Below are 19955 nucleotides of genomic sequence, written 5' to 3'. Positions count from 1 at the left end.
CTTATTCACTAACTATTTTATATGAGTCCAACAACTTATCTTTTGACATCATTAAATATACAATTCGCTCTTTTTTTAACACTTCCATTGAAAAATTCTTTTTTGATAGTAAATAAATAGGAATGTGAGATATTTTTTTATATAAAGAATACATTTTATTCTGAGGAAAAACACAATCAAATCCAAGTGAGAGATATCCCTTATTGATCATCGTGATACCAATAACACCTTTTATTCTTTCAGAATCAGGATGAGTTCGAATAAACGATGCTAAAGAAGGCATCGAGTTCTTAACTTTTCGATATAGTTGCCTTCCTTTCAACATTTCATTTTTTACATTCAAACTATCATTCAATACTTTTACATTGTGCAGATGAATTTTTAAAAAGAGATCATTTTTAAATACCTCCGTTCCATCTGTTAAGATCACATCATTTCCCTTATATTTTGTTAATCGCACTCGGAAAACTCCATCTGATTCCAAACTAGAAGTAATGAGTCTAAGGCGAGTAAACGAGCAATAGAAAGGATCTACAAACAGCCAAATCTTTATCAACATTTTACGAATACGCATTTTCTCCTTCTCCTTTAAAATGGTTCATTTTTAGGATGATACATGCGTTATCATTTTATAATGGTAAAGTGAGGTAGTTCATTTTGTTCTAAGATATGGATGGATCCGTTATATTATTAATAGCCAAATCCCTTATATCCCTCCCTTATGGATTCGTTTAATAAAAGGTATGTTTACTCTCAAACAAAGCTGTTTTTACACACTTTGTTTTGCCCATCACTTTATTTCACTCTTTTGCCTGAGATGCGAGTATGAAAATCACATAATAATGTAAAAGGGTGTCCAGTTAACGCCCTACCTTACAACAATGAATATCACATTCCTATTAATCATTCAAATTCTTTCATGACTATTGCTAGATGATCACTAATATCACTTGCTAACATGCTAGTAGCAGCCTTATTCTCGTACCATAAATCTGCTGTAGCTCCATGAAAATATACCGCATTTGCAATTGCAGCTTTAACATCAGTGTATGAAGATAAAAAAGCTAAAATGATTCCCGTTAAAGTATCCCCTGTACCCCCTTTGGCTAATCCAACATTGCCTGTTTCATTCACATATAGACTTCCATCCGGAAAGGCAATCACCGTATTTCTTCCTTTTAAAACGACAATCACATCATTTTCCAGCGAATAGTGATAGGCTAATTCCATGCGATTATTTTGGATATCCTTCACTGTTTTCCCCGTCATTCTGCTAAATTCACGTGGGTGTGGTGTTACAATTGTAACAGCATCTCTCTTTGGATACATTCTTTTCTGTAAAGCCCCTGCATCAAGTACAATTGGTAATTTGGTTGTAAACAATGTCTGTAATGCTTTGTCAACAAGGTCCTCATCTTCTAATCCTGGTCCGATTGCCACAGCTTTTATCCCTTTAGGAACAAATCCTGAAGCAATTTTTTGTATTCCATCATGCAAATACGTACATTCAGGGACTCTTCCTGCAATAATGCTCGATGCAAAGGATGATGTAGCTACAGTTAATTTTCCTATCCCTGCTCGCATAGCACCTAAGCTAGCAAGCATTGCACTACCTGGCATTTCGTCACATCCTGCTACTAATAAGCCTGTACCAAAAGTTCCTTTATGTGCATTAGCTGACCTTTTCAAAAAGCTCATTTTAACATCTGCTTTTGTCCAAATTTTCCAACTAGAATCGTGAGGTATTCCAATAGATAGAGATTGTTTTTTTCCATAATAATTCGTACTTTCTTCTAAAAAGGCAGATGGTTTAAATCCATGGAGTGAATACGTATAATCCGCATGAAAAGCCTGGTCAACATCTCCTAAATTCGACATGACACCTGTCGGCACGTCTATAGCTACTCGAAGTGCATCTTGACTATTTGCCCATTTCACAATATCTACAAGCTTCTCTTTTAGCGGTAGCTTAGCCCCTACTCCTAATAAAGCATCAATAATCACATCATAATTACCACTTATTTCACTTACATTTAGTCCTATAGCCTTGTAATATTGCAAATGTTTTTTTGCTATTTCAGTAGCTGCTATTCCAAGAGGAAAAGCGAGCTCTACAATATATTCAGACATATGTAAATATCGCGCTAAAACAATACCATCTCCTCCATTATTTCCTTTGCCTGAAAGAATGACAATTCGCTGTTTTTTGTTTAAGATGCCCTTCAATGCTTCAAATAAAGAACGTCCCGCATTTTCCATTAATGTGAACGTATCTAAACCTTGCAAAGCTGCTTGTTCATCGACTCTCTTAATATCTTCTCCTCTATAAATATACATGTCGACTCACCTCATTGTTTTTTTACCGTTATTATAGCTTTAATTTTTGTTCAAAATAACATAGATTGGTGAATACATAGTAACAATATGTCTAATTTCTTATATAAACAATATTTAAACAGCATACGTAACCAAGCTAAGTTGATTAGTTTAGTAAAAAATCCACAGTTAACAAAAGTCGCTCAGTCTCATGCCAATTATCTGGTACATTATAACCAAACAGATCATATTCAAATGAAAAGAAAAGATACGAATTATTATACAGGTCAAAAATTACAAAATCGTATGCAATACTATGGTCTTACAGGTTTCAATAGTTATGGTGAAGTGATTTCCTATCAGAATGAAGATCATATTGAAGGAATTAACCAATGAATTGCTCACCGTTCTATGGAGTAGATCAAACAATGGTTGGTTATCCTATATCACTTTGTTTATATGGGAATAACAGAGGAAAAGTCTATGCAAAAAAAATAGCCTTAGTAGACTCAAAAGGAAATAGTATACTATTTTTATGATTGATAGTACAAAGGATTCAAGTCTATCTGGTATTTTTATTTTCCCAAAAAACCTTTAGATTTTGGGTCTACCTATATAATAAAAATTCAAGCAACACCTCAATTTAAAAATGGAAAAATAAGCAATCTACAAAAAACATGGTCGTTTCAAACAACCAAAAACTAATGAAAATGTCTCAAAAGTATGTCTAGCTATACTTTTGAGACATTTTTTAACTCAAGATCTGTTTATCATTTCTAATACTGTAGTTAGCATTACCTCTGTACCTAAGGCTAAATCATCATAGGACGAGTATTCAGCAGGATTGTGGCTTATTCCATCCTTACAACGAACAAATATCATTCCATAATCACATTCATATGACATTTGTAAAGAGTCGTGAAAAGGACCACTCATCAATTTAGGGGCATTTACCCCTAATTCCTTACAGGCATTTTCTATAGTTTCCTGAATCCATTTGGCACAAAACCTAGGTTCACTATTCGTATCAACAGTAATTTCATATGTCAACTGATGTTTAGCTGCGACTTGTTTAATTTTTTCAATTAATTGCTGTTCATATCTATCACGACGTTCTTGATTCATATCTCGTAAATCAAGCGTCAACACTACTTCTTCTGGGATAATGTTGCGAGAATTTGGAAAAACGTTTAATGAACCAACTGTACTAACAGTAGGTGCGCCATCTTCCTGCTTCGCAATTTCATTTAAAGCGAGAATGATTTCAGCAGCTCCTACTAAAGCATCTTGTCTCATGTTCATCGGAACAGACCCTGCATGTCCAGCAAATCCTTTTAATTTGACAGTTAACCAGAGTGGACCTGATATAGCTGTTACGATACCAATTGGTACATTCATTTTATCAAGAACAGGACCTTGTTCGATATGAAGTTCTAAAAAAGCTGAGATGCTTTTTGGTGGATAAATAGACTGTTCAAACAGTTCAGGATTGCAGCCAAAGTCCTTTAAAGCTTGTTCCCTTGTAATGCCATTATGGTCACTACGAGACAGCTCTCCTTCCTCCAACTTTCCTAAGATGCCTCTTACACCAAATAAACCTTTGTTAAAGCGCCAGCCCTCCTCATCAGCGAAGGATACAACCTCAATTGGACATTCTGGTTCAATACTTAACTCACTCATCGTTTTAACTGTTTCAATAGCAGCCAAAACACCAGCAACTCCATCGAATCTTCCTCCATAAGGTTGCGAGTCTAAATGGGAACCAAGCATTAATATCGGAGCATCTTTTTTCTTCCCTTCTAAACGACCAATCAAGTTTCCAAAATGATCAATTCTAGTTTCCATTCCAGCTTCCTTCATCCATTTCATCGCTAGTTCAAAGGCTTGTTTTTCCTCTGGAGAATGAGCAGGTCGACATACACCTGTTTCTCCAATTTTTCCAAATTGACTTATCTGTTCAAAATGACTTTTTAAACGCTCGGCATTAATTCTCAAACACGATCCCTCCAGAACTATAGATTAACGTCTTAGAAGTAATAGAATATTCTGTCATTAAATAGATTATCACTGATATAGTCAGATAAATCAATGAGTCTATTACGAACCATTATAACGATTTACGAAATTTGTAACTGACCTGTTGATAGTTCATTTTATCTTTATAGAAACGATGAGCATCCCTACGTTGTAGCCCACTTGATAAAGAAATAAGATGATACCCTTTCTCTTTTGAAAGCTTCTCAATATACGCTAATAGTTGTCTGCCATATCCGTTAGATCGATTATCATTATCTGTTACTAAATCACTCACATAAATAAATGGACCATTAAACAATGTTAATCGAGGCATAAAGCCTATAACCGCTTTCATATCTCCATCATCATAGAGAGCAACAAGCTGGTAATCATGTTTATTTTTTATTTCTAACGTGAGCTTCAAGTATTCCTCCTCTTGTAAATGTTCACGTAATTGATTCATAATAGGAAACGCTGAGCGTATCTCTTCCTCAGTTTCTAAAAAAGTAATATTAATCATTTTCTTTCCCCCTTCTTTAAGATGAGAATATTATAAGATGAATTCTGGTTATATAAAAAGTGCCAGATTTGATATAATTCAAGGTACCAGAAGGATGTGAACATGATCTATGCTTGAAATCAGTTTTATGTATGATTCTAATAGTAAAGAACCTATGTATATACAATTATATACATTTTTAAAAGAAGAAATAAAAAGCGGGAGGATTTCTGCAGGCGAGAAATTACCTTCTAAACGTAAACTGTCTACTCATTTAGGTGCTAGCATTAACACCATACAAACAGCATACGAGCAATTATCGGCAGAAGGATATATAAACAGTCAGTTTCGTAAAGGCTATTTTGTTAATGAACTTGACTATGATGTATGTAAAGATACTTGTCATCCATCCGTCCACTTACCAACACATGCCGAAATAGAAAACATCGAATATGATTTTAGTCATGGGAAAATCGATTTATCCGTTTTCCCTTATGCTATATGGAAGAGACTTACGATGGAAACGATTCACAAAGATAATGGAGAACTCTTTTTAAATGGAGATGAACAGGGGGAGCTCCTTTTACGAGAACAAATTCGTTTATACTTATATCAAAGTAGAGGCGTAAACTGTACAGCCGATCAAATTATTATTGGCTCTGGGACACAATATATCATACAATTGCTTTGTTTAGTTTTGGGAGACAATCAAAAAATTGCATTTGAAAATCCTGGCTTTCATCGTACTAGAGCTGTTTTTCAAAATAATAGAATGGAAATGATACCTATTTCCCTTGATGAATATGGTATTAATATTCATCAATTACGTTCACATTTTGTAAAAGCAGCCTATGTAACACCTTCTCATCAATTCCCTATAGGAATGATAATGCCTATTACAAGAAGGCTGGAACTTCTTCAATGGGCGGAAGAGCAGCAAAGCTTTATTATAGAGGATGATTATGATGGAGAGTTTCGCTATAAAGGAAAACCGATTCCATCCTTACAAGGTCTTGATAAGAACGATCGAGTAATATATTGTGGCACGTTTTCCAAATCGCTATTGCCTTCATTACGAATCAGCTATATGGTATTACCCAAACAGTTAATGGCAACCTATAAAAGAAAATGTTCCATCTATAAACAAACGGTATCACGTCTTCACCAGCATACCTTATATCTATTTATGCAAAAAGGCCATTGGAATACCCATTTAAATCGTGTACGAACACTCTATCGTAAGAAGCATCAAGTATTAATGACTTCTTTGCAAAACCATATGCCAGATATTACAGTATTAGGAAATTATTCTGGCTTACACATTCTCTTACAATTTTCCAACAGCTATTCGGAAACTGCACTAATTAAAAAAGCAGCAAACGCAAGAGTGAAAGTTTATCCTAGTTCGATTTATTATCATAATCACATAAACAAAAATCCTGCAATCTTACTTGGATTTGCAGGTTTAACTTGTAAAGAAATAGAAAGTGGGATACTTCGTTTAAATGAAGCATGGTTCTCATCAGAAACAAAATAAAATTTATACAAATACGGTTATCTTATTACGTGTATATTGTTATATAAATATAATATAAATTTATCTAATCCTACCAAGAAATGAATAAGGCACTACATATACCTATTTGCAGTGCCTCCTTTATACATTCCGTATGAGTAAGCTCTTTCCTCTAGATTATCTACACCTTCACCATTTTTATCTTCTTCGGATATACTTGTATTTATTGTCAAACCATATAATTCATACATTGCACCAATTGCCTGTATCCAAGCTCCCGCTAAAAGTAAAATGTCACCTTCTTCTTCCTTTTCTTGTAATAAAAATGTATTACCTATAGCATCAATTGATGAGCCTAATGCAATTAAACCATTTCCAGTTACTATTAGTTCCTGACCCGGTGTAGGTTTTAATTCTGAGAAAGCGATGGCTTCCATACTTGCACCCAAAGATTGTACTCCGCTTCCTAGTGCATTCAATTTCAATGAATCTCTTTTAAGTTCTTCATCATCTTCTCGATCACTTTTAATTTCAATTTCTGTAGCAACTGTATTTGTAATATTTCCACCAGCTTGAAGCCAGCAGCCCATAATAGCTTGTTGTAAGGGGTATTCTTCTCTAGATACAGAATACTCTTTAGATAAACCTATGGCTTGCAATGAATTTCCAAATGCTTCTACAGCATTTCCCGTAGCCACAGATTGCAGTCCGATTTCTCCACTAAGTAAAAAATTACGTGATTGACCAAAGGCTGTAATGAGAGTCCCTGCTACGATAAACCATGATCCTCCAATATCTAATTGTTCACCTTGTTCTTTCACGATTTTTTCTAACATTTCTTTTTGTGTGATTTCTTCTGGCATTTATTCAACCACCATTCCAACAAATCATTGATATTTCACCTTACCTATTATCCATCACAGAGTATCTAATTATTTCAACAGTAAAATAACTTATGGAAAATTGGTTTACTTAATGAACAATAGGTAAATCATAAACAATAAATCTCCGAGTTAAAGCTCTCCTTTATCATATTCAAATCGTATTTAATTTTCCTCTAGTTATATACCTATTTACATAACTACACAGAATAATGATTTAAGGAAAAGTGATTGTAATGTAAAAATTCAATATGTTAACCAAAAAAAATTAAGTTGACATAAATAATTAATGCTTTTACAATAAGCTAGAAATCATTACAAAATGTACATACAAACATTAGGAGGATATTATGAAAGTAAGAGATTTAACAAACATCGCTCTATTTGCTGCTCTAATGGGCGTACTTGGTATGATACCAGCAGTACCATTACCTTTTACCCCAGTGCCCATAACCCTACAAACTGTTGGAATGTTTCTGACAGGCGGTCTTCTACGAACTAGATTAGCAGTATGGAGTCAGGTATTATTTCTTTTATTAGTAGCAGTTGGATTGCCACTATTATCAGGGGGACGTGGAGGATTAAGCGTATTTGTAGGACCTAGTGCTGGTTATATTTTCGGTTTTGCTATTGTTGCTTTTTGCATTTCTTTTACATTCTCTCGAATAAAAGTATTAACTTTTAAAAAGATTTTCATCATTAATCTTTTATACGGAATTGGATTACTATACTGCATTGGTATTCCTGTACAAGCAGTTGTAACAAATATTTCCATTATTGATATAGCAAAAGTAAGTTTAGTCTATTTACCTGGTGATCTTGTAAAATTAACTATTGCATCTTTACTAGTTTATAAACTACGAAACTCTTCAGTTATAAAAAGACAATTATCAAAAGCAAGCTAAAAAGTCTTTTTTCAAATCTGGTTTAGCGCACATTTAGTGTGAGTTTAGGTAGAAATTTGCTCGAGGATGGTCTCTTTCCGCAGACTGCAAGATGAGCGTCCTCGGGACTCAGTTATTGTAGAGTCTTTAAGCCTTGCGCTTTAATCAATCGATTTGTTTATCGACTGATTTAATTCAGCAAACGTGTTGAAAAACAATAGTCTTTGAGAAAACAGCGTTTTTTAAATATGTACAGATGAAGGGAGGATACCTTCATAGAATAAAACTCCACCTTATTGGGTGTCTTTCTAGTTACGCTAGTAAAGGCGCCCAAATTGTTGTTCTATTTGATTAAGTGTAGATCAAAATCTTATTGTTCCATTTCAAAAACCCATGGCAATTTAATCACAAAAAGTCTATCATTTTGTTATACGTATAAAACACATAGTAGAAAAGAGGATTTTTCATGACTTCCATTACGCATACTTATTTCAACCATCAATGTCATTATCCTGATCGAGTTGCCATTAAAACTCTTTTTGAGGAAATTACATACCAAGATTTCTACAAATTAGTCTGCAAAACAGCAAATTGGCTATTATCTCTTCAAACAGAACAAAACAATATAGCCATCTCATTACCAAATGGGATTCCCTTTCTACAACTTTTTGCAGGTGCAGCAAAAGCTGGTTGGATTATTACTCCTCTTGATCAAAGATGGACAGCAGATGAGTTAGAAAAGCGATTACGTTTATGTTCTCCATCAATCGTGATTAGTAACGATAACAAATTACAATCATTGCATGATAATGTTATAACTTTGAATGAGTATGAACAATCCATACAATCGTATTCAGAACATTTTGTTGAATCACTGTGTGAAAATCAACCATTCTATATGGGCTTCACTTCGGGATCAACGGGTGATCCAAAAGCATTTATCCGTTCGCATCAATCTTGGCTTTCTAGCTTTCAATGCAATATCGTAGATATCCAAATGAATGACCATGAGCAAATATTAATTCCTGGTTCTCTCATTCACTCTCATTTTTTATACGGTGCTATTAGTACATTATATTTAGGTGGTACCGTTTATCTCCTTGAAAAATTCTCGCCATCTAAAGTAGAGTTCATTATGAATAAAGAACCCATTACATATGTCTATTTTGTACCTACCATGATTGAACATTTATTAAAAAATAACTTTATAATTGATAAACCGATTACAGTCCTATCATCAGGTGCAAAGTGGAGAGAAGCTTCAAAGGAAAACTTGATTCATCATTTTCCAACTTGGCGTTTGTACGAGTTTTACGGCGCTAGTGAATTAAGTTTCGTTTCACTTTCAACACAAGATACAAAGCCAAACTCTGTAGGTAAACCGTTTCATAATGTAACAATTGAAATTAGGAATGAAAAAAACGAAAATATTCAACCATTTGAAATAGGAAAAATCTTCATTAAGAGCGATATGACTTTTATTGGTTACATAGATAATGAAACAAAAACGATTCAATCTATTAAAGACGAAAATGGATGGAGCACAGTTCATGATATCGGTTATTTGGACGATGAGGGGCATTTATATATCATTGGACGTGAGAAAAATATGATTTTATACGGAGGAATCAATATTTTCCCAGAAGAAATTGAAAATATTCTGCTTGAACATCCACTTATTGAAAAAGCCGTTGTATTCGCTTTAGATAATCATTATTGGGGTCAAATAGTTGCCACTGCAATCGTTGGCGAAATTGTAGATAAACATGAACTTCGATCTTATTGTCATAAAAGACTTGCATCCTATAAAATCCCAAGAAAATGGTTTTTTCTTGATGAAATGCCTTTAACAGCTGGAGGCAAAATTGATCTCCCTGAAGTTAAAAGAAAGGTGATGAATAATAATGAAGAGGGCAGTCATTGTTGAAGCAAAAAGAACACCCGTTGGTAAAGCCAATAAAATGTTACAAACTTATCAACCTCATAAACTAGCTTCCCCTCTTCTATCATATTTGGCCGGAAGTAAATCGCAGCACTTAGATGATGTTATTCTAGGAAATGTAGTCGGTCCAGGTGGCAATATCGCTCGTTTATCTGCATTAGAAGCGGGTCTTTCGCTCCATATTCCAGGAATGACAATTGATCGTCAATGTAGTGCTGGTTTAGAAGCTATTCGCACAGCATGTTATTATATTCAAGGTAATGCTGGTCAAGCTTATATTGCTGGTGGAGTAGAAAGTGTAAGTACCTCCCCTTTCGAAAAAAGAGCACGCTTTTCACCAGAACATATTGGTGATCCTGATATGGGAGTGGCTGCTGAATATGTGGCAAAAGAATATCATATTACAAGAGAAGCCCAAGATGATTATGCCCTATTAAGCTACCATCGAAGTTGGAATGCTTTTCAGTCAGGTCGCTTTCATGAAGAAATCATATCAGTTGATGAGTTTAATCAAGATGAAGCTTTCTATCAAAAAAGAGACATAAAACGTCTCCTTAAAAGAGCAAAACCGATTTTCACAAAGGAAAATGGAACTGTAACAGCGGCAAATAGTTGTGCAATTAATGATGGTGCTGCTGCCGTTTTAGTTTTAGAGGAAGAGTTTGCATTAAAGGCAGGTTACAAACCTGTCCTTCGTTTTCTAGATAGCTACGTTTCTGGAGTCCATCCATATTATCCTGCTATCTCACCTGTACCAGCAATAAAAGAGCTATTAAAAAGAAATTCGCTTACTAGTAATGACATAGGACTATTTGAAATCAACGAGGCATTTGCTTGTAAAATTGTCGCTTGTGCCCAGGAACTTATGATTCCATATGAGAAGCTTAATGTTCACGGTGGTGGTTTAACAATCGGACACCCCTATGCCGCATCTGGTGCGATTCAAGTCACACGATTATTTTACGAGGTCCAAAAAAGAAAAGATGTCCGCTATGTTATGGCCTCTATCGGAAGTGGTGGAGGAATTGGTGTAGCCGCTCTATTTGAGGTGGTTGTATGATACAGACTATTGAAAGAGAAGTTATGTTTACTGAACAAGATGTTCACACCTTTCTAAATAATCTTGGTGACAATCATACAATCTATAAAAATAAAGAAAATGCAAGAGAGTTTGGATATGAGGAGATTCCTTTGCCCCCTACTATGCCTTTCATTGCCTATAGAGAATTGCATGCACCTTGGAAATTTATAGAGCCTATTATTCTAAGAAAGCAGCAATGTGATTATCATCAAACAATGTATGTAAATCGACCTTATAAAGTACTTCTATCTCTAGATAAAACAACCAACAGAAAGCCTTATACGTTCGTAAAACAAACGTTGTCCATAATTGATAAGAATCAGAAGCTATGCTATAGTTCCGTATCACACTTAGTTGTAGGAGGTATAGAATGAACAATTTTTCATTTATTATCTTAGAAGAGCATATAGATGTATATGCTCAAATATCTGGTGATAATAACCCCATTCATATCAATACCGAGGCAGCTTTAGAACAAGGTTTTTCAGGGAGAGTAGTTCATGGAATGTTATCTATAGGGAAAATATGGACGATTATTAGTAATCGACTCGATGTTACATCTATGCCTAAACAAATAAATATGACCTTTACATCTCCCGTAATCGTAGGTGATGAGGTGCAAGTAACTACCGAAAAATCACATGACCGAATGAATATAGAAGCAGCTATTCAAGAAAGAAGCGTAATGAAAGGATATATCGTTTTAAGAAAATAATTCAAAAAAGCTGTTTTCACATAGCTTGTTGTCTATGAAGAAGAAATGAATAAAGGCTGAGTTAAATTCCCACTAGGACGCTAGCTATAGGGGAGCTGCTGGTGAGCCTCCACAGAACAATATGCTTGTGGGGTCTCACCTGTCTTATTGCTCCCGCAGAACTCTCACACTTTAAGCTCCAATCGACTTTTATATACTAAATGTATTTACTGAACTTATTTAACAACAACAATCTGTTAGAAAACGGACTTCTAGAATTATTGTCTTAGTCTCTATTTATGATATATTCCTTCAATGCAAGCCACGTTCTTCCCTGTTGAAGTTGAACTGATATCGGACGTTGAAAGAAAGAGGATAGATTTTCTTCATTAAGAAGCTTTTTGGATTCTCCATTTGCAAAAACTTCTCCATTTCTTAAAAATAACGTTTTAGTAAAGCAAGGAAGTATTTCTTCTACATGGTGAGTTACATAAATAAGTGTTGGTCCGTCAGGATCTTTTGCGATTTTTTCAATATACTGTAATAAATGCTCCCTTGATAATAAATCTAGCCCAGTGCATGGTTCATCCAATATTAATAATTTCGGAGAAGACATCAACGAGCGAGCTATTAAAACTCTTCGCCGTTCTCCTTGAGAAACAATTCCATATTTTTGATACTGTAACTCTTCACAATTTAATAGTTTTAATAATTCTCTTGCTTTTTGTAAGTCCTCTTCCATTACATGATCATATAATCCAATAGAAGCAAACTTACCACTTAAGACAATCTCTAATACATTGTCCTCATCATTAAATCTTTGCTGTAGTGACGAACTAACCCAGCCAATTTCCTTTCGTAACTCAGGTAAGTTCGTTTGGCCGAATATATTTCCCAAGACATTTACCGTACCAACGGTTGGCCATATGTATCCGTTAATAATATTTAATAACGTCGTTTTACCTGATCCATTTAAACCAAGTAAACACCAATGCTCACCTTTTTTCACAGTCCAAGAAACATTATGCAAAATGGTTTTCTTATTTCGAATAAGTGAAATATTATCAACTGTAATCATTACAAACCTCCTTACTTAATATATATGTAAATAATATTATATCTAAAAAATCAGACTATTTCATACGATATTCATTTCCTCGTTATATGATTTCAATTACTAAAATTCTCTAGGCGGAAACATCGAAAAAAAGCTGAGCCAAAAGCAAAACTTCATCACTTTCGACTCAGCTGTTTTTTTGGTATAATGAACATCTTCACTCTACTAATTCCACCATTTATGCCACATATTTCCGTCCGTTCCACGAGCAAATACGTCTATCCGATTGGGGCCCCATGATGCAGCTGCTGGAGAAGAGGTAATTTGTCCACCGAGATCTTCCCAATCACTCCATCTTCTTCCGTTCCATGATTTAGTCCACAAACTTCCATTTGTACCTCGAACAAATACATCTACTTGATTTGGCCTTCTTGAAGACACACCTGGTCCAGATGCGAGATCTCCTCCAAGATCTTCCCAATCACTCCATCTACCATTTCTCCAGTACTTATGCCATAATGATCGGTTAGTACCTCGAGCGAACGTGTCAATACGGTTAGGTCCCCATGATACAGCTGCTGGAGCTGATGTAATTTGCCCTCCAAGATCTTCCCACTGACTCCACCTGCGTCCATTCCATGATATGTGCCACATACTATTATTTGTACCTCTAGCAAAAACATCTAATTGATTTGGTCCTCTAGACGAAGCTGCTGGTGCAGACGTGATTTGTCCTCCAAGATCTTCCCACTGACTCCATCTATTTCCATTCGTCCATTTATGCCAAAGACTATCGTTTATTCCTCTTGCAAAGACATCCACACGATTTCTACTCCATGAGACTGCAGCAGGTGCTGATGTAATTTGACCCTCAAGAGCTTGCCAATCACTCCAACTTCTACCATCCCACCATTTATGCCAGAGTCTATCATTAAAACCTTGTACAAATGTATCTAATCTATTGGGACCTCTAGATGTAACGGTTGGTGCATCCTTTAGTGGACGATCCCTTGGAGATCCTAAATTTTCCCACTGACTCCATCTTGCTCTCCACTCATTTTCATATGATTCGCTATTTAAGCGCTCATCCTCATAATCATAAAAGTGCTCCAAATTGCTATCATCATACGCGATTTGACCATCAGGTATATCCGTTAAATAATGGCTATGACGTTCGTTTATACTTTGAAATGGGCTCAAATATAAAGAGGAATCATAACGACTATAATCATTGTAGTAAGAGTTCCAATCAACCTGAGGTATATAATGATATGAATTTGCCTCCTGATAGTAGTTACCTAAATAATAAGGATGTAGTTGTGAATAAATCATTCTGTAATCAAACAATAAAATAACCTCCTTACAATATTGCATACTTTATAGGTTATTTTATTGATGACTTAAACATTTGGATATTTGTCCATAACTGAATTGGTTAAGAAGCCTAGCGAAAGATTCATAGTTGTTCATACGATTTACTCTTTAAATTTTTAAGCCCATGCATCAGTGTAGAATGATTTTTTCCAAAATAATCATGAAGCTGTAAATAATATTGATAAAGTTGATTATATTTTTCCACGTTTTCAGGAATTGGTTTAATGATGTCCTCATGTACTTTCGCCATTAACTTAGCAGCATTTTCAATGGAGTTAAATCCTCCCTTTTTTTCTCCAGCAGCAACTGCAGCATACATAGAAGCCCCAAGAGCAATCGTTTCTTTTGAAGAGGCTACTTTAATTGTACGATTTGTTACATCTGCATACACTTGCAATAAGAGCCTATTTTTCTGAGGAATTCCACCACAAGCAAATATTTCATTTACCTTTAGTTGTTTCTTTTCGAGACTTTCAATAATTTTTCTTGTCCCAAATGCAGTGGCCTCAAGCATGGCTCTATATACTTCTTCTGGTCTAGTATTTAGAGTAAAACCAATAATAGCACCAGTTAAATGGGCATCTACCAAAATAGAACGATTACCATTCCACCAATCTAGTGCAAGTAACCCTGATTGTCCAGGGAACAACTGACTTGCTTTATTCTCTAATAGCTCATGTAACTGAATATTCTTTTCGTTTGCTTCTTCTTTCAAATAACTTGGTACTCCATGTTCTAAAAACCATGCAAAAGAATCACCGACTGCAACCTGTCCTGTTTCATAGCTAATATAACCTGGAATAATCCCATCAGCTACCATTCCACATATCCCATCAACGACCGATTGTTCTTTGGAAATGTACATGTGGCATGTTGAAGTTCCAATAGTCATTACAAATTGACCAGGATAAATAGCTCCAACTGCTGCAACACCAGCATGAGCATCAATAATTCCTACAGAAACATCTATTCCAGGAATGAGTCCCATTAACTCAGCCATTTCAGTTACTAATTGTCCTGCTCTACTACCAATTGTCTTTACAGTACCTCTCATTTTTGTCTCGATAATATTTTCGAGTTGATGATGTACCTGTTTAAAATAAGCTGTGCTTGGATAACCATCTTTTTTATTCCATAATGCTTTATAACCACTTGTATTACTACTCCTAACTAATTGATTTGTTAAACGATAAGTAATCCAATCACACGCCTCCATAAATAAATCGGTTTCTTCAAAAACTTCAGGTGCTTCTCTTAAAACTTGTAATATTTTTGGAAACATCCACTCTGAAGAAATTTTCCCTCCATAATATTGCAAAAATGATTCCTTTCTCTCTAAAGCAATTTGGGTCATATAATCCGCTTCCTTATGAGCCGCATGATGTTTCCAAAGCTTCACCCAGCTATGAGGATTATTCTTCCACTTGTTATGAAAACACAATGGATTTCCTAATCCATCCAAAGGCAAAATCGTGGAGGCTGTAAAATCAATTCCAATACCAATAATATTTTCTGCTTTTACATTCGATTTCTTTATGACACTTGGTACAGTTATAGATAGCACTTTCAAATAATCATTTGGATCTTGAAGAGCCCAATCCGCTTCAAGAAGTTCTCCAGATGGTAGCTCATCTACTATTACTCCATGTTTGTAATTCATTATTTCATTACTAATTACATTACCATTTATAAGATCCACAAGTACAACTCTAGCTGATTCTGTACCATAGTCGATACCAATCGTATACTTCTTCTCCATTAAATTGTCCTCCTTTCTTCATCTACAAAGTTCATTAAAAATATGGTTTAAAATTCACATGTTAATAATGACATTTCTCCAGATTAAATGAAGCGATTTTTTCATCTTAAGAGTTTTTTATCTTTAAAAAAGCAATATTCAAAGCTCTTGTAATGTATACTATTGAACCGCTATATAAATTCAAATAATTTACTATTTTTGAATTGTTTGGTGCTTTGTTGTCATAAAGTAGAAAAGAATAGGACATTATGAAATGAGGTGATAGTTTTGTACTGATCTAAAGTATTATATAGTTCCTTTTAGAAGCAAAGTAAAGGAGGCGTATTTCTCACTCTATTAGTTTCTTATATAGTTCATGATTTACTAGAAAAAAACTTTATTCTACTAGAAGAGAATTTAATTGTAAGCTGCCTTTGTTTCGCAGGAATTTACTTTGTCATACATAGCATTGGTTATCCATTTCTAAAACCCAAAACAACTACATAAACTAGATTAGAATAAAAATGACAATTTTGATTGGTATCTTTATTATCTAACTGAACGTCAATCATTGCGAACAAAGCGAAAAAAGTCCCAATTATAATTGTATTATTAATAATTGAGACTCTTCATTCATAAAAACTTCTACTAAAAACCCTTACTATTACTTATAAAGTGGTCCATATGTTTGACATGCTCTATAGTCAGCACCTTCTTTGTCTTTAGTCCCAAACATACTCCACGAACTCGGTCTGAAAACTTTATCCTCTGCGACATTATGCATATTTACTGGAATTCGAAGCATCGAGGCTAAAGTAATCAAATCTGCTCCAATATGACCGTAACTATACGAACAATGATTAGCACCCCAGTTGTTCATAACATCATAAACATCGAAAAATGCTCCTTCACCTGTTAAACGTGGAACAAACCATGTTGTTGGCCATGTTGGATCTGTTCGATCATCTAACGTTTGATGAACCCCCTCAGGTAAATCTACAGTGTATCCTTCAGCCAGTTGCAAAACTGGACCAACACCTTTTATAAGATTGATTCTAGCAATTGTCACCGGCATGTTACCAAGAGTCAAAAAATCACTTGAATATCCACCACCACGAAAATACTCCGTTGAAGCTGGTCTCCAACTAGTAGCTTTCAAACATTTTTCTACTTCTTCCTCTGTAATCTTCCAAAACGGCTTCATCGCAGGCTTTCCATCCACCGTTTGTTGCCCTGTCCCATCTAAGGCAGCTGGGCCAGAATTGATTAAATGAATAATACCATTAGAGGCTATACCTTCAAGCTCAAAACCTGTTACTCTTTTAACTGCTTCTGGACTCCAAAAAGTACGGACATCTGCAAATACTTGAGCTGTATTTGTTAAAAGATTACCAAATAGCATAGTTACTGCATTTAGACTATCATTTTCTGTCGCTAGAATATAAGGAGCACGAATACCATTCCAATCGAATGAGGAATTTAAAATGGCTTCCATAAAATCTCCGTTTGGAAAATGGTCCGTCCATTGCCTTTGTCCCTGAAATCCAGCAGCAATTGCATTATGTCCTAATGCCTCTTCTCCATAATCCATACAAGCGAGCTTCTCATTTCCAACCATTAAATCTCTAGCTATCAAAGTCATTTTCACACTTGTTTCCCAATCTTGTGCTAACTGCTCTTCTGTTCGTTTATAGCTCAGTTTATTTAAATCTATTCCTTGCTGGCAGTTGCTCTTAACCCATTCTATTGCCTTTTCAAATTCATCATGATCATAAATTTCTCTATCCATTCTTCGGATAAATTCTGACATGTCTACATACTCATTTCTCATTCCTAAATAATCTTGAAAAAAATCCTCCTGTACCATACTTCCTGCAATTCCCATAGAAACCGAGCCCATCGATAAATATGATTTTCCTTTTAACATTGCAACTGCTAATCCTGCCTTCGTAAATCGTATGAGTTTCTCTCTTACATCATCAGGTATTTCAGTGTCTCCAGCATCCTGAACATCCTTTCCGTATATTCCGAATGCTGGCAAGCCCTTTTGATTATGCCCTGCTAGAACTGCTGCTAAATACACTGCACCTGGACGTTCTGTACCATTGAACCCCCAAACCGCCTTTGGTATTTCTGGATTCATATCCATAGTTTCAGATCCATAACACCAACATGGGGTAACGGTAATTGAAACTCCGACACCTTCTCTAGCAAATTTCTCTGCTGCTTGAGCTGCCTCTGCGACACCACCAATACATGTATCTGCAATCACACATTCAACAGCTTCACCATTGTTATGAAAAACTTGTTCACTTAATAAATTCGATACAGCTTTTGCTAGATTCATTGTTACTTCTTCTAATGATTCCCGAACTCCCTTCCTTCTTCCGTCAATCGTTGGTCGAATACCCACTTTAGGTAAATGTCCTATATATCTATTTTTACTCATCTTACTCATCCTCCCATCTTTCCTTTAATAGCTTGTTAAATGTATAAAATTTCTCTTGCCAATCATTCTGATCTTCCGGAACATATATTTTCGTAGAAAAAGATTTCTTTACTATCTCCCTTCCTTCATCTAAATTTTTAATCTCTCCCAACGTGATCCATTGTGATAACCCGTTTCCGATTGCACTTGCCTCTACTGGACCTGTGTGAACTAGACGATTTGTTGCATTTGCAGTAAATTGGCAAAGCCATTCATTTTGAATGCCTCCTCCACCCATATAAATACCATATAATTGTTCACCTGTTATTTGCTCAAGCTTTTCTATAATCCAACGATATTTTAATGCTAAACTTTCAAGAACACATCTAATAATCTCACCTTTTTTTTCTGGTACAACTTGATTACGATTCCGACAATATTCTTGTACCTCTTCCACCATATTTTCTGGATTAAAAAAGACAAAATCATCAGGATCTATTAAGCTATTTATAGATGTAGTGTTTTGAAGAATACAATTTTCTTCTGTATAGCTAAATGTATCCCCCTCTTTTGCCCAAATTTTGCGACATTGCTGAAGAATCCAAAGACCCATATTATTCTTCTGTAAACGAAACTCCCCGTCAATCATTCCTTCATTCGTAAATCCCCATAAAAATGATAGATCTGTTACTATTGGATCCTTCACTTGAACACCTATTAAAGTCCAAGTGCCACAGCTCATAAAGACAGAATTTTTCTTTTCTATAGGTAGTGCCGCGACTGCAGAAGCTGTATCATGTCCTGCTACATTTATTACCTTTATTGGTCTTATTCCTAAATCATCGTGAATGTGTGATAAAGTATTCCCAAGAACCGTAGATGAATTTGTAATAGGAGTTAAGATTTTTGTCGGAAGATTTAGTTTTTGAAGCAATTGAAAATCCCAATTTTTCTCTGCGAAATTATACAATTGTGTAGTAGTAGTAATTGTAAACTCGTTTACCTTTTCTCCAGTAAAGAAGTAATTAATTAAGTTGGGAGTTAGAAGTAAGGCATCTGCATCTTCTAATAAATGTGGATGATATAGCTTCATAAAATATAATTGCGAAATTGTATTTATTGGCGCCGTTTCTACTCCTGTTCTTTGAAATAGATCCCTCTTTGATATGTTTGTAAGAACTCCTCCCATTCCATTAATAAATTGAGAATCTCGATATGACATTGGATTTTGAAGCAAATGACCTTCTTTTGAAAGCAAGCCAAAATCTACACCCCACGAATCTACTCCAAGGCTTTCTATTTCTATAGAATCGTTTCTTATTTTTTTTGCCATGCCGTTTTTCAATTCTTGAATCATACCTGGAAAATCCCAGAATAGATTGTTTGATTTATGTATTGGAAAATTAGTAAAGCGATGTATTTCCTCGTTGTATAATTTTTCTCCATCAAAACTACTCATTATTAATCTTCCATTAGATGCCCCTAAATCGAAAGCATATACATGCTTCATTCATATTCCACCTTTCAGC

General features: G+C 35.1%; 17 protein-coding genes. 7 read left to right on the top strand and 10 right to left on the bottom strand.

Features of this window, described 5'->3' with window-relative positions; translation table 11 throughout:
* Position 1: 1 nt before the first annotated feature.
* Both BN349_RS05320 and BN349_RS05315 read right to left on the bottom strand, forming a co-directional pair.
* Complete coding sequence (locus BN349_RS05320) at positions 2–574, bottom strand: YkoP family protein (RefSeq protein WP_019241241.1); 573 nt, start codon at positions 572–574, stop codon at positions 2–4.
* A 329-nt stretch (positions 575–903) separates the two neighbouring features.
* A complete protein-coding gene (locus tag BN349_RS05315) occupies positions 904–2337 on the bottom strand; it encodes a bifunctional ADP-dependent NAD(P)H-hydrate dehydratase/NAD(P)H-hydrate epimerase (RefSeq protein ID WP_019241240.1) in 1434 nt (477 codons plus the stop codon).
* An 87-nt stretch (positions 2338–2424) separates the two neighbouring features.
* Here BN349_RS05315 and BN349_RS05310 point away from each other — a divergent pair, with 87 nt between their 5' ends.
* On the top strand, positions 2425–2712 hold the full coding sequence (locus BN349_RS05310) for a CAP domain-containing protein (RefSeq protein WP_019241239.1): 288 nt from the start codon (positions 2425–2427) through the stop codon (positions 2710–2712).
* A gap of 360 nt (positions 2713–3072) precedes the next feature.
* Here the strand turns inward: BN349_RS05310 and BN349_RS05300 are convergent, their stop codons facing one another.
* Both BN349_RS05300 and BN349_RS05295 read right to left on the bottom strand, forming a co-directional pair.
* The gene (locus tag BN349_RS05300; protein ID WP_019241237.1) at positions 3073–4311 is read right to left on the bottom strand and encodes a M20 family metallo-hydrolase; all 1239 of its coding nucleotides are present in this window, start codon (positions 4309–4311) and stop codon (positions 3073–3075) included.
* A gap of 112 nt (positions 4312–4423) precedes the next feature.
* The gene (locus BN349_RS05295) at positions 4424–4852 is read right to left on the bottom strand and encodes a GNAT family N-acetyltransferase (RefSeq protein ID WP_019241236.1); all 429 of its coding nucleotides are present in this window, start codon (positions 4850–4852) and stop codon (positions 4424–4426) included.
* A gap of 109 nt (positions 4853–4961) precedes the next feature.
* On the opposite strand from BN349_RS05295, the gene pdxR reads away from it, so the two are divergent.
* Positions 4962–6368, top strand: coding sequence for a MocR-like pyridoxine biosynthesis transcription factor PdxR (gene pdxR / locus BN349_RS05290; RefSeq protein WP_019241235.1), 1407 nt, complete (start codon positions 4962–4964; stop codon positions 6366–6368).
* A gap of 92 nt (positions 6369–6460) precedes the next feature.
* On the opposite strand, the gene BN349_RS05285 is transcribed toward pdxR, so the two are convergent.
* On the bottom strand, positions 6461–7210 hold the full coding sequence (locus tag BN349_RS05285; RefSeq protein WP_019241234.1) for a DUF6944 family repetitive protein: 750 nt from the start codon (positions 7208–7210) through the stop codon (positions 6461–6463).
* A 368-nt stretch (positions 7211–7578) separates the two neighbouring features.
* Here BN349_RS05285 and BN349_RS05280 point away from each other — a divergent pair, with 368 nt between their 5' ends.
* From BN349_RS05280 to BN349_RS23395, 5 genes are all read left to right on the top strand, one after another.
* On the top strand, positions 7579–8133 hold the full coding sequence (locus BN349_RS05280; protein ID WP_019241233.1) for a biotin transporter BioY: 555 nt from the start codon (positions 7579–7581) through the stop codon (positions 8131–8133).
* Between the two features lie 445 nt (positions 8134–8578).
* Positions 8579–10039, top strand: coding sequence for an AMP-binding protein (locus BN349_RS05275; RefSeq protein ID WP_019241232.1), 1461 nt, complete (start codon positions 8579–8581; stop codon positions 10037–10039).
* On the top strand, positions 10017–11114 hold the full coding sequence (locus BN349_RS05270; protein ID WP_019241231.1) for an acetyl-CoA C-acyltransferase: 1098 nt from the start codon (positions 10017–10019) through the stop codon (positions 11112–11114). Before BN349_RS05275 ends, BN349_RS05270 begins: the two co-directional genes overlap by 23 nt.
* Positions 11111–11509: an FAS1-like dehydratase domain-containing protein gene (locus tag BN349_RS05265; RefSeq protein WP_019241230.1), complete on the top strand. Its 399-nt coding sequence runs from the start codon at positions 11111–11113 to the stop codon at positions 11507–11509. Before BN349_RS05270 ends, BN349_RS05265 begins: the two co-directional genes overlap by 4 nt.
* Entirely contained in the window at positions 11506–11850 is a 345-nt protein-coding gene (locus BN349_RS23395) for a MaoC/PaaZ C-terminal domain-containing protein (RefSeq protein ID WP_019241229.1), read from the top strand. The genes BN349_RS05265 and BN349_RS23395 overlap by 4 nt, the downstream gene beginning before the upstream one ends.
* A gap of 265 nt (positions 11851–12115) precedes the next feature.
* Here the strand turns inward: BN349_RS23395 and BN349_RS05255 are convergent, their stop codons facing one another.
* The 5 genes from BN349_RS05255 to BN349_RS05235 form a co-directional block, all read right to left on the bottom strand.
* Positions 12116–12907: an ABC transporter ATP-binding protein gene (locus tag BN349_RS05255; protein ID WP_019241228.1), complete on the bottom strand. Its 792-nt coding sequence runs from the start codon at positions 12905–12907 to the stop codon at positions 12116–12118.
* 204 nt (positions 12908–13111) lie between these two features.
* On the bottom strand, positions 13112–14233 hold the full coding sequence (locus BN349_RS05250) for a DUF346 domain-containing protein (protein WP_019241227.1): 1122 nt from the start codon (positions 14231–14233) through the stop codon (positions 13112–13114).
* 109 nt (positions 14234–14342) lie between these two features.
* The gene (locus tag BN349_RS05245; RefSeq protein WP_019241226.1) at positions 14343–16019 is read right to left on the bottom strand and encodes a ribulokinase; all 1677 of its coding nucleotides are present in this window, start codon (positions 16017–16019) and stop codon (positions 14343–14345) included.
* A gap of 643 nt (positions 16020–16662) precedes the next feature.
* Complete coding sequence (locus tag BN349_RS05240) at positions 16663–18447, bottom strand: L-fucose isomerase (RefSeq protein ID WP_019241225.1); 1785 nt, start codon at positions 18445–18447, stop codon at positions 16663–16665.
* 1 nt (position 18448) lies between these two features.
* A complete protein-coding gene (locus BN349_RS05235) occupies positions 18449–19936 on the bottom strand; it encodes a rhamnulokinase (protein WP_019241224.1) in 1488 nt (495 codons plus the stop codon).
* Positions 19937–19955 lie beyond the last annotated feature (19 nt).

This window comes from Bacillus sp. AP8 (genome assembly GCF_000321185.1).
GTDB classification, from domain to species: Bacteria; Bacillota; Bacilli; order Bacillales; family DSM-1321; genus Bacillus_AD; species Bacillus_AD massilioanorexius.
This window is presented reverse-complemented; position numbering and strand designations above follow the sequence as displayed.

Bases quoted from the DNA above. Each gene is read 5' to 3' on its own strand.
- BN349_RS05295 (WP_019241236.1), bottom strand. From the start codon at position 4,852: ATGATTAATATTACTTTTTTAGAAACTGAGGAAGAGATACGCTCAGCG.
- BN349_RS05270 (WP_019241231.1), top strand. From the start codon at position 10,017: ATGAAGAGGGCAGTCATTGTTGAAGCAAAAAGAACACCCGTTGGTAAA.
- BN349_RS05255 (WP_019241228.1), bottom strand. From the start codon at position 12,907: ATGATTACAGTTGATAATATTTCACTTATTCGAAATAAGAAAACCATT.
- BN349_RS05310 (WP_019241239.1), top strand. From the start codon at position 2,425: ATGTCTAATTTCTTATATAAACAATATTTAAACAGCATACGTAACCAA.
- BN349_RS05320 (WP_019241241.1), bottom strand. From the start codon at position 574: ATGCGTATTCGTAAAATGTTGATAAAGATTTGGCTGTTTGTAGATCCT.
- BN349_RS05245 (WP_019241226.1), bottom strand. From the start codon at position 16,019: ATGGAGAAGAAGTATACGATTGGTATCGACTATGGTACAGAATCAGCT.
- pdxR (WP_019241235.1), top strand. From the start codon at position 4,962: ATGCTTGAAATCAGTTTTATGTATGATTCTAATAGTAAAGAACCTATG.
- BN349_RS05235 (WP_019241224.1), bottom strand. From the start codon at position 19,936: ATGAAGCATGTATATGCTTTCGATTTAGGGGCATCTAATGGAAGATTA.
- BN349_RS05285 (WP_019241234.1), bottom strand. From the start codon at position 7,210: ATGCCAGAAGAAATCACACAAAAAGAAATGTTAGAAAAAATCGTGAAA.
- BN349_RS23395 (WP_019241229.1), top strand. From the start codon at position 11,506: ATGAACAATTTTTCATTTATTATCTTAGAAGAGCATATAGATGTATAT.
- BN349_RS05275 (WP_019241232.1), top strand. From the start codon at position 8,579: ATGACTTCCATTACGCATACTTATTTCAACCATCAATGTCATTATCCT.
- BN349_RS05240 (WP_019241225.1), bottom strand. From the start codon at position 18,447: ATGAGTAAAAATAGATATATAGGACATTTACCTAAAGTGGGTATTCGA.
- BN349_RS05265 (WP_019241230.1), top strand. From the start codon at position 11,111: ATGATACAGACTATTGAAAGAGAAGTTATGTTTACTGAACAAGATGTT.
- BN349_RS05315 (WP_019241240.1), bottom strand. From the start codon at position 2,337: ATGTATATTTATAGAGGAGAAGATATTAAGAGAGTCGATGAACAAGCA.
- BN349_RS05280 (WP_019241233.1), top strand. From the start codon at position 7,579: ATGAAAGTAAGAGATTTAACAAACATCGCTCTATTTGCTGCTCTAATG.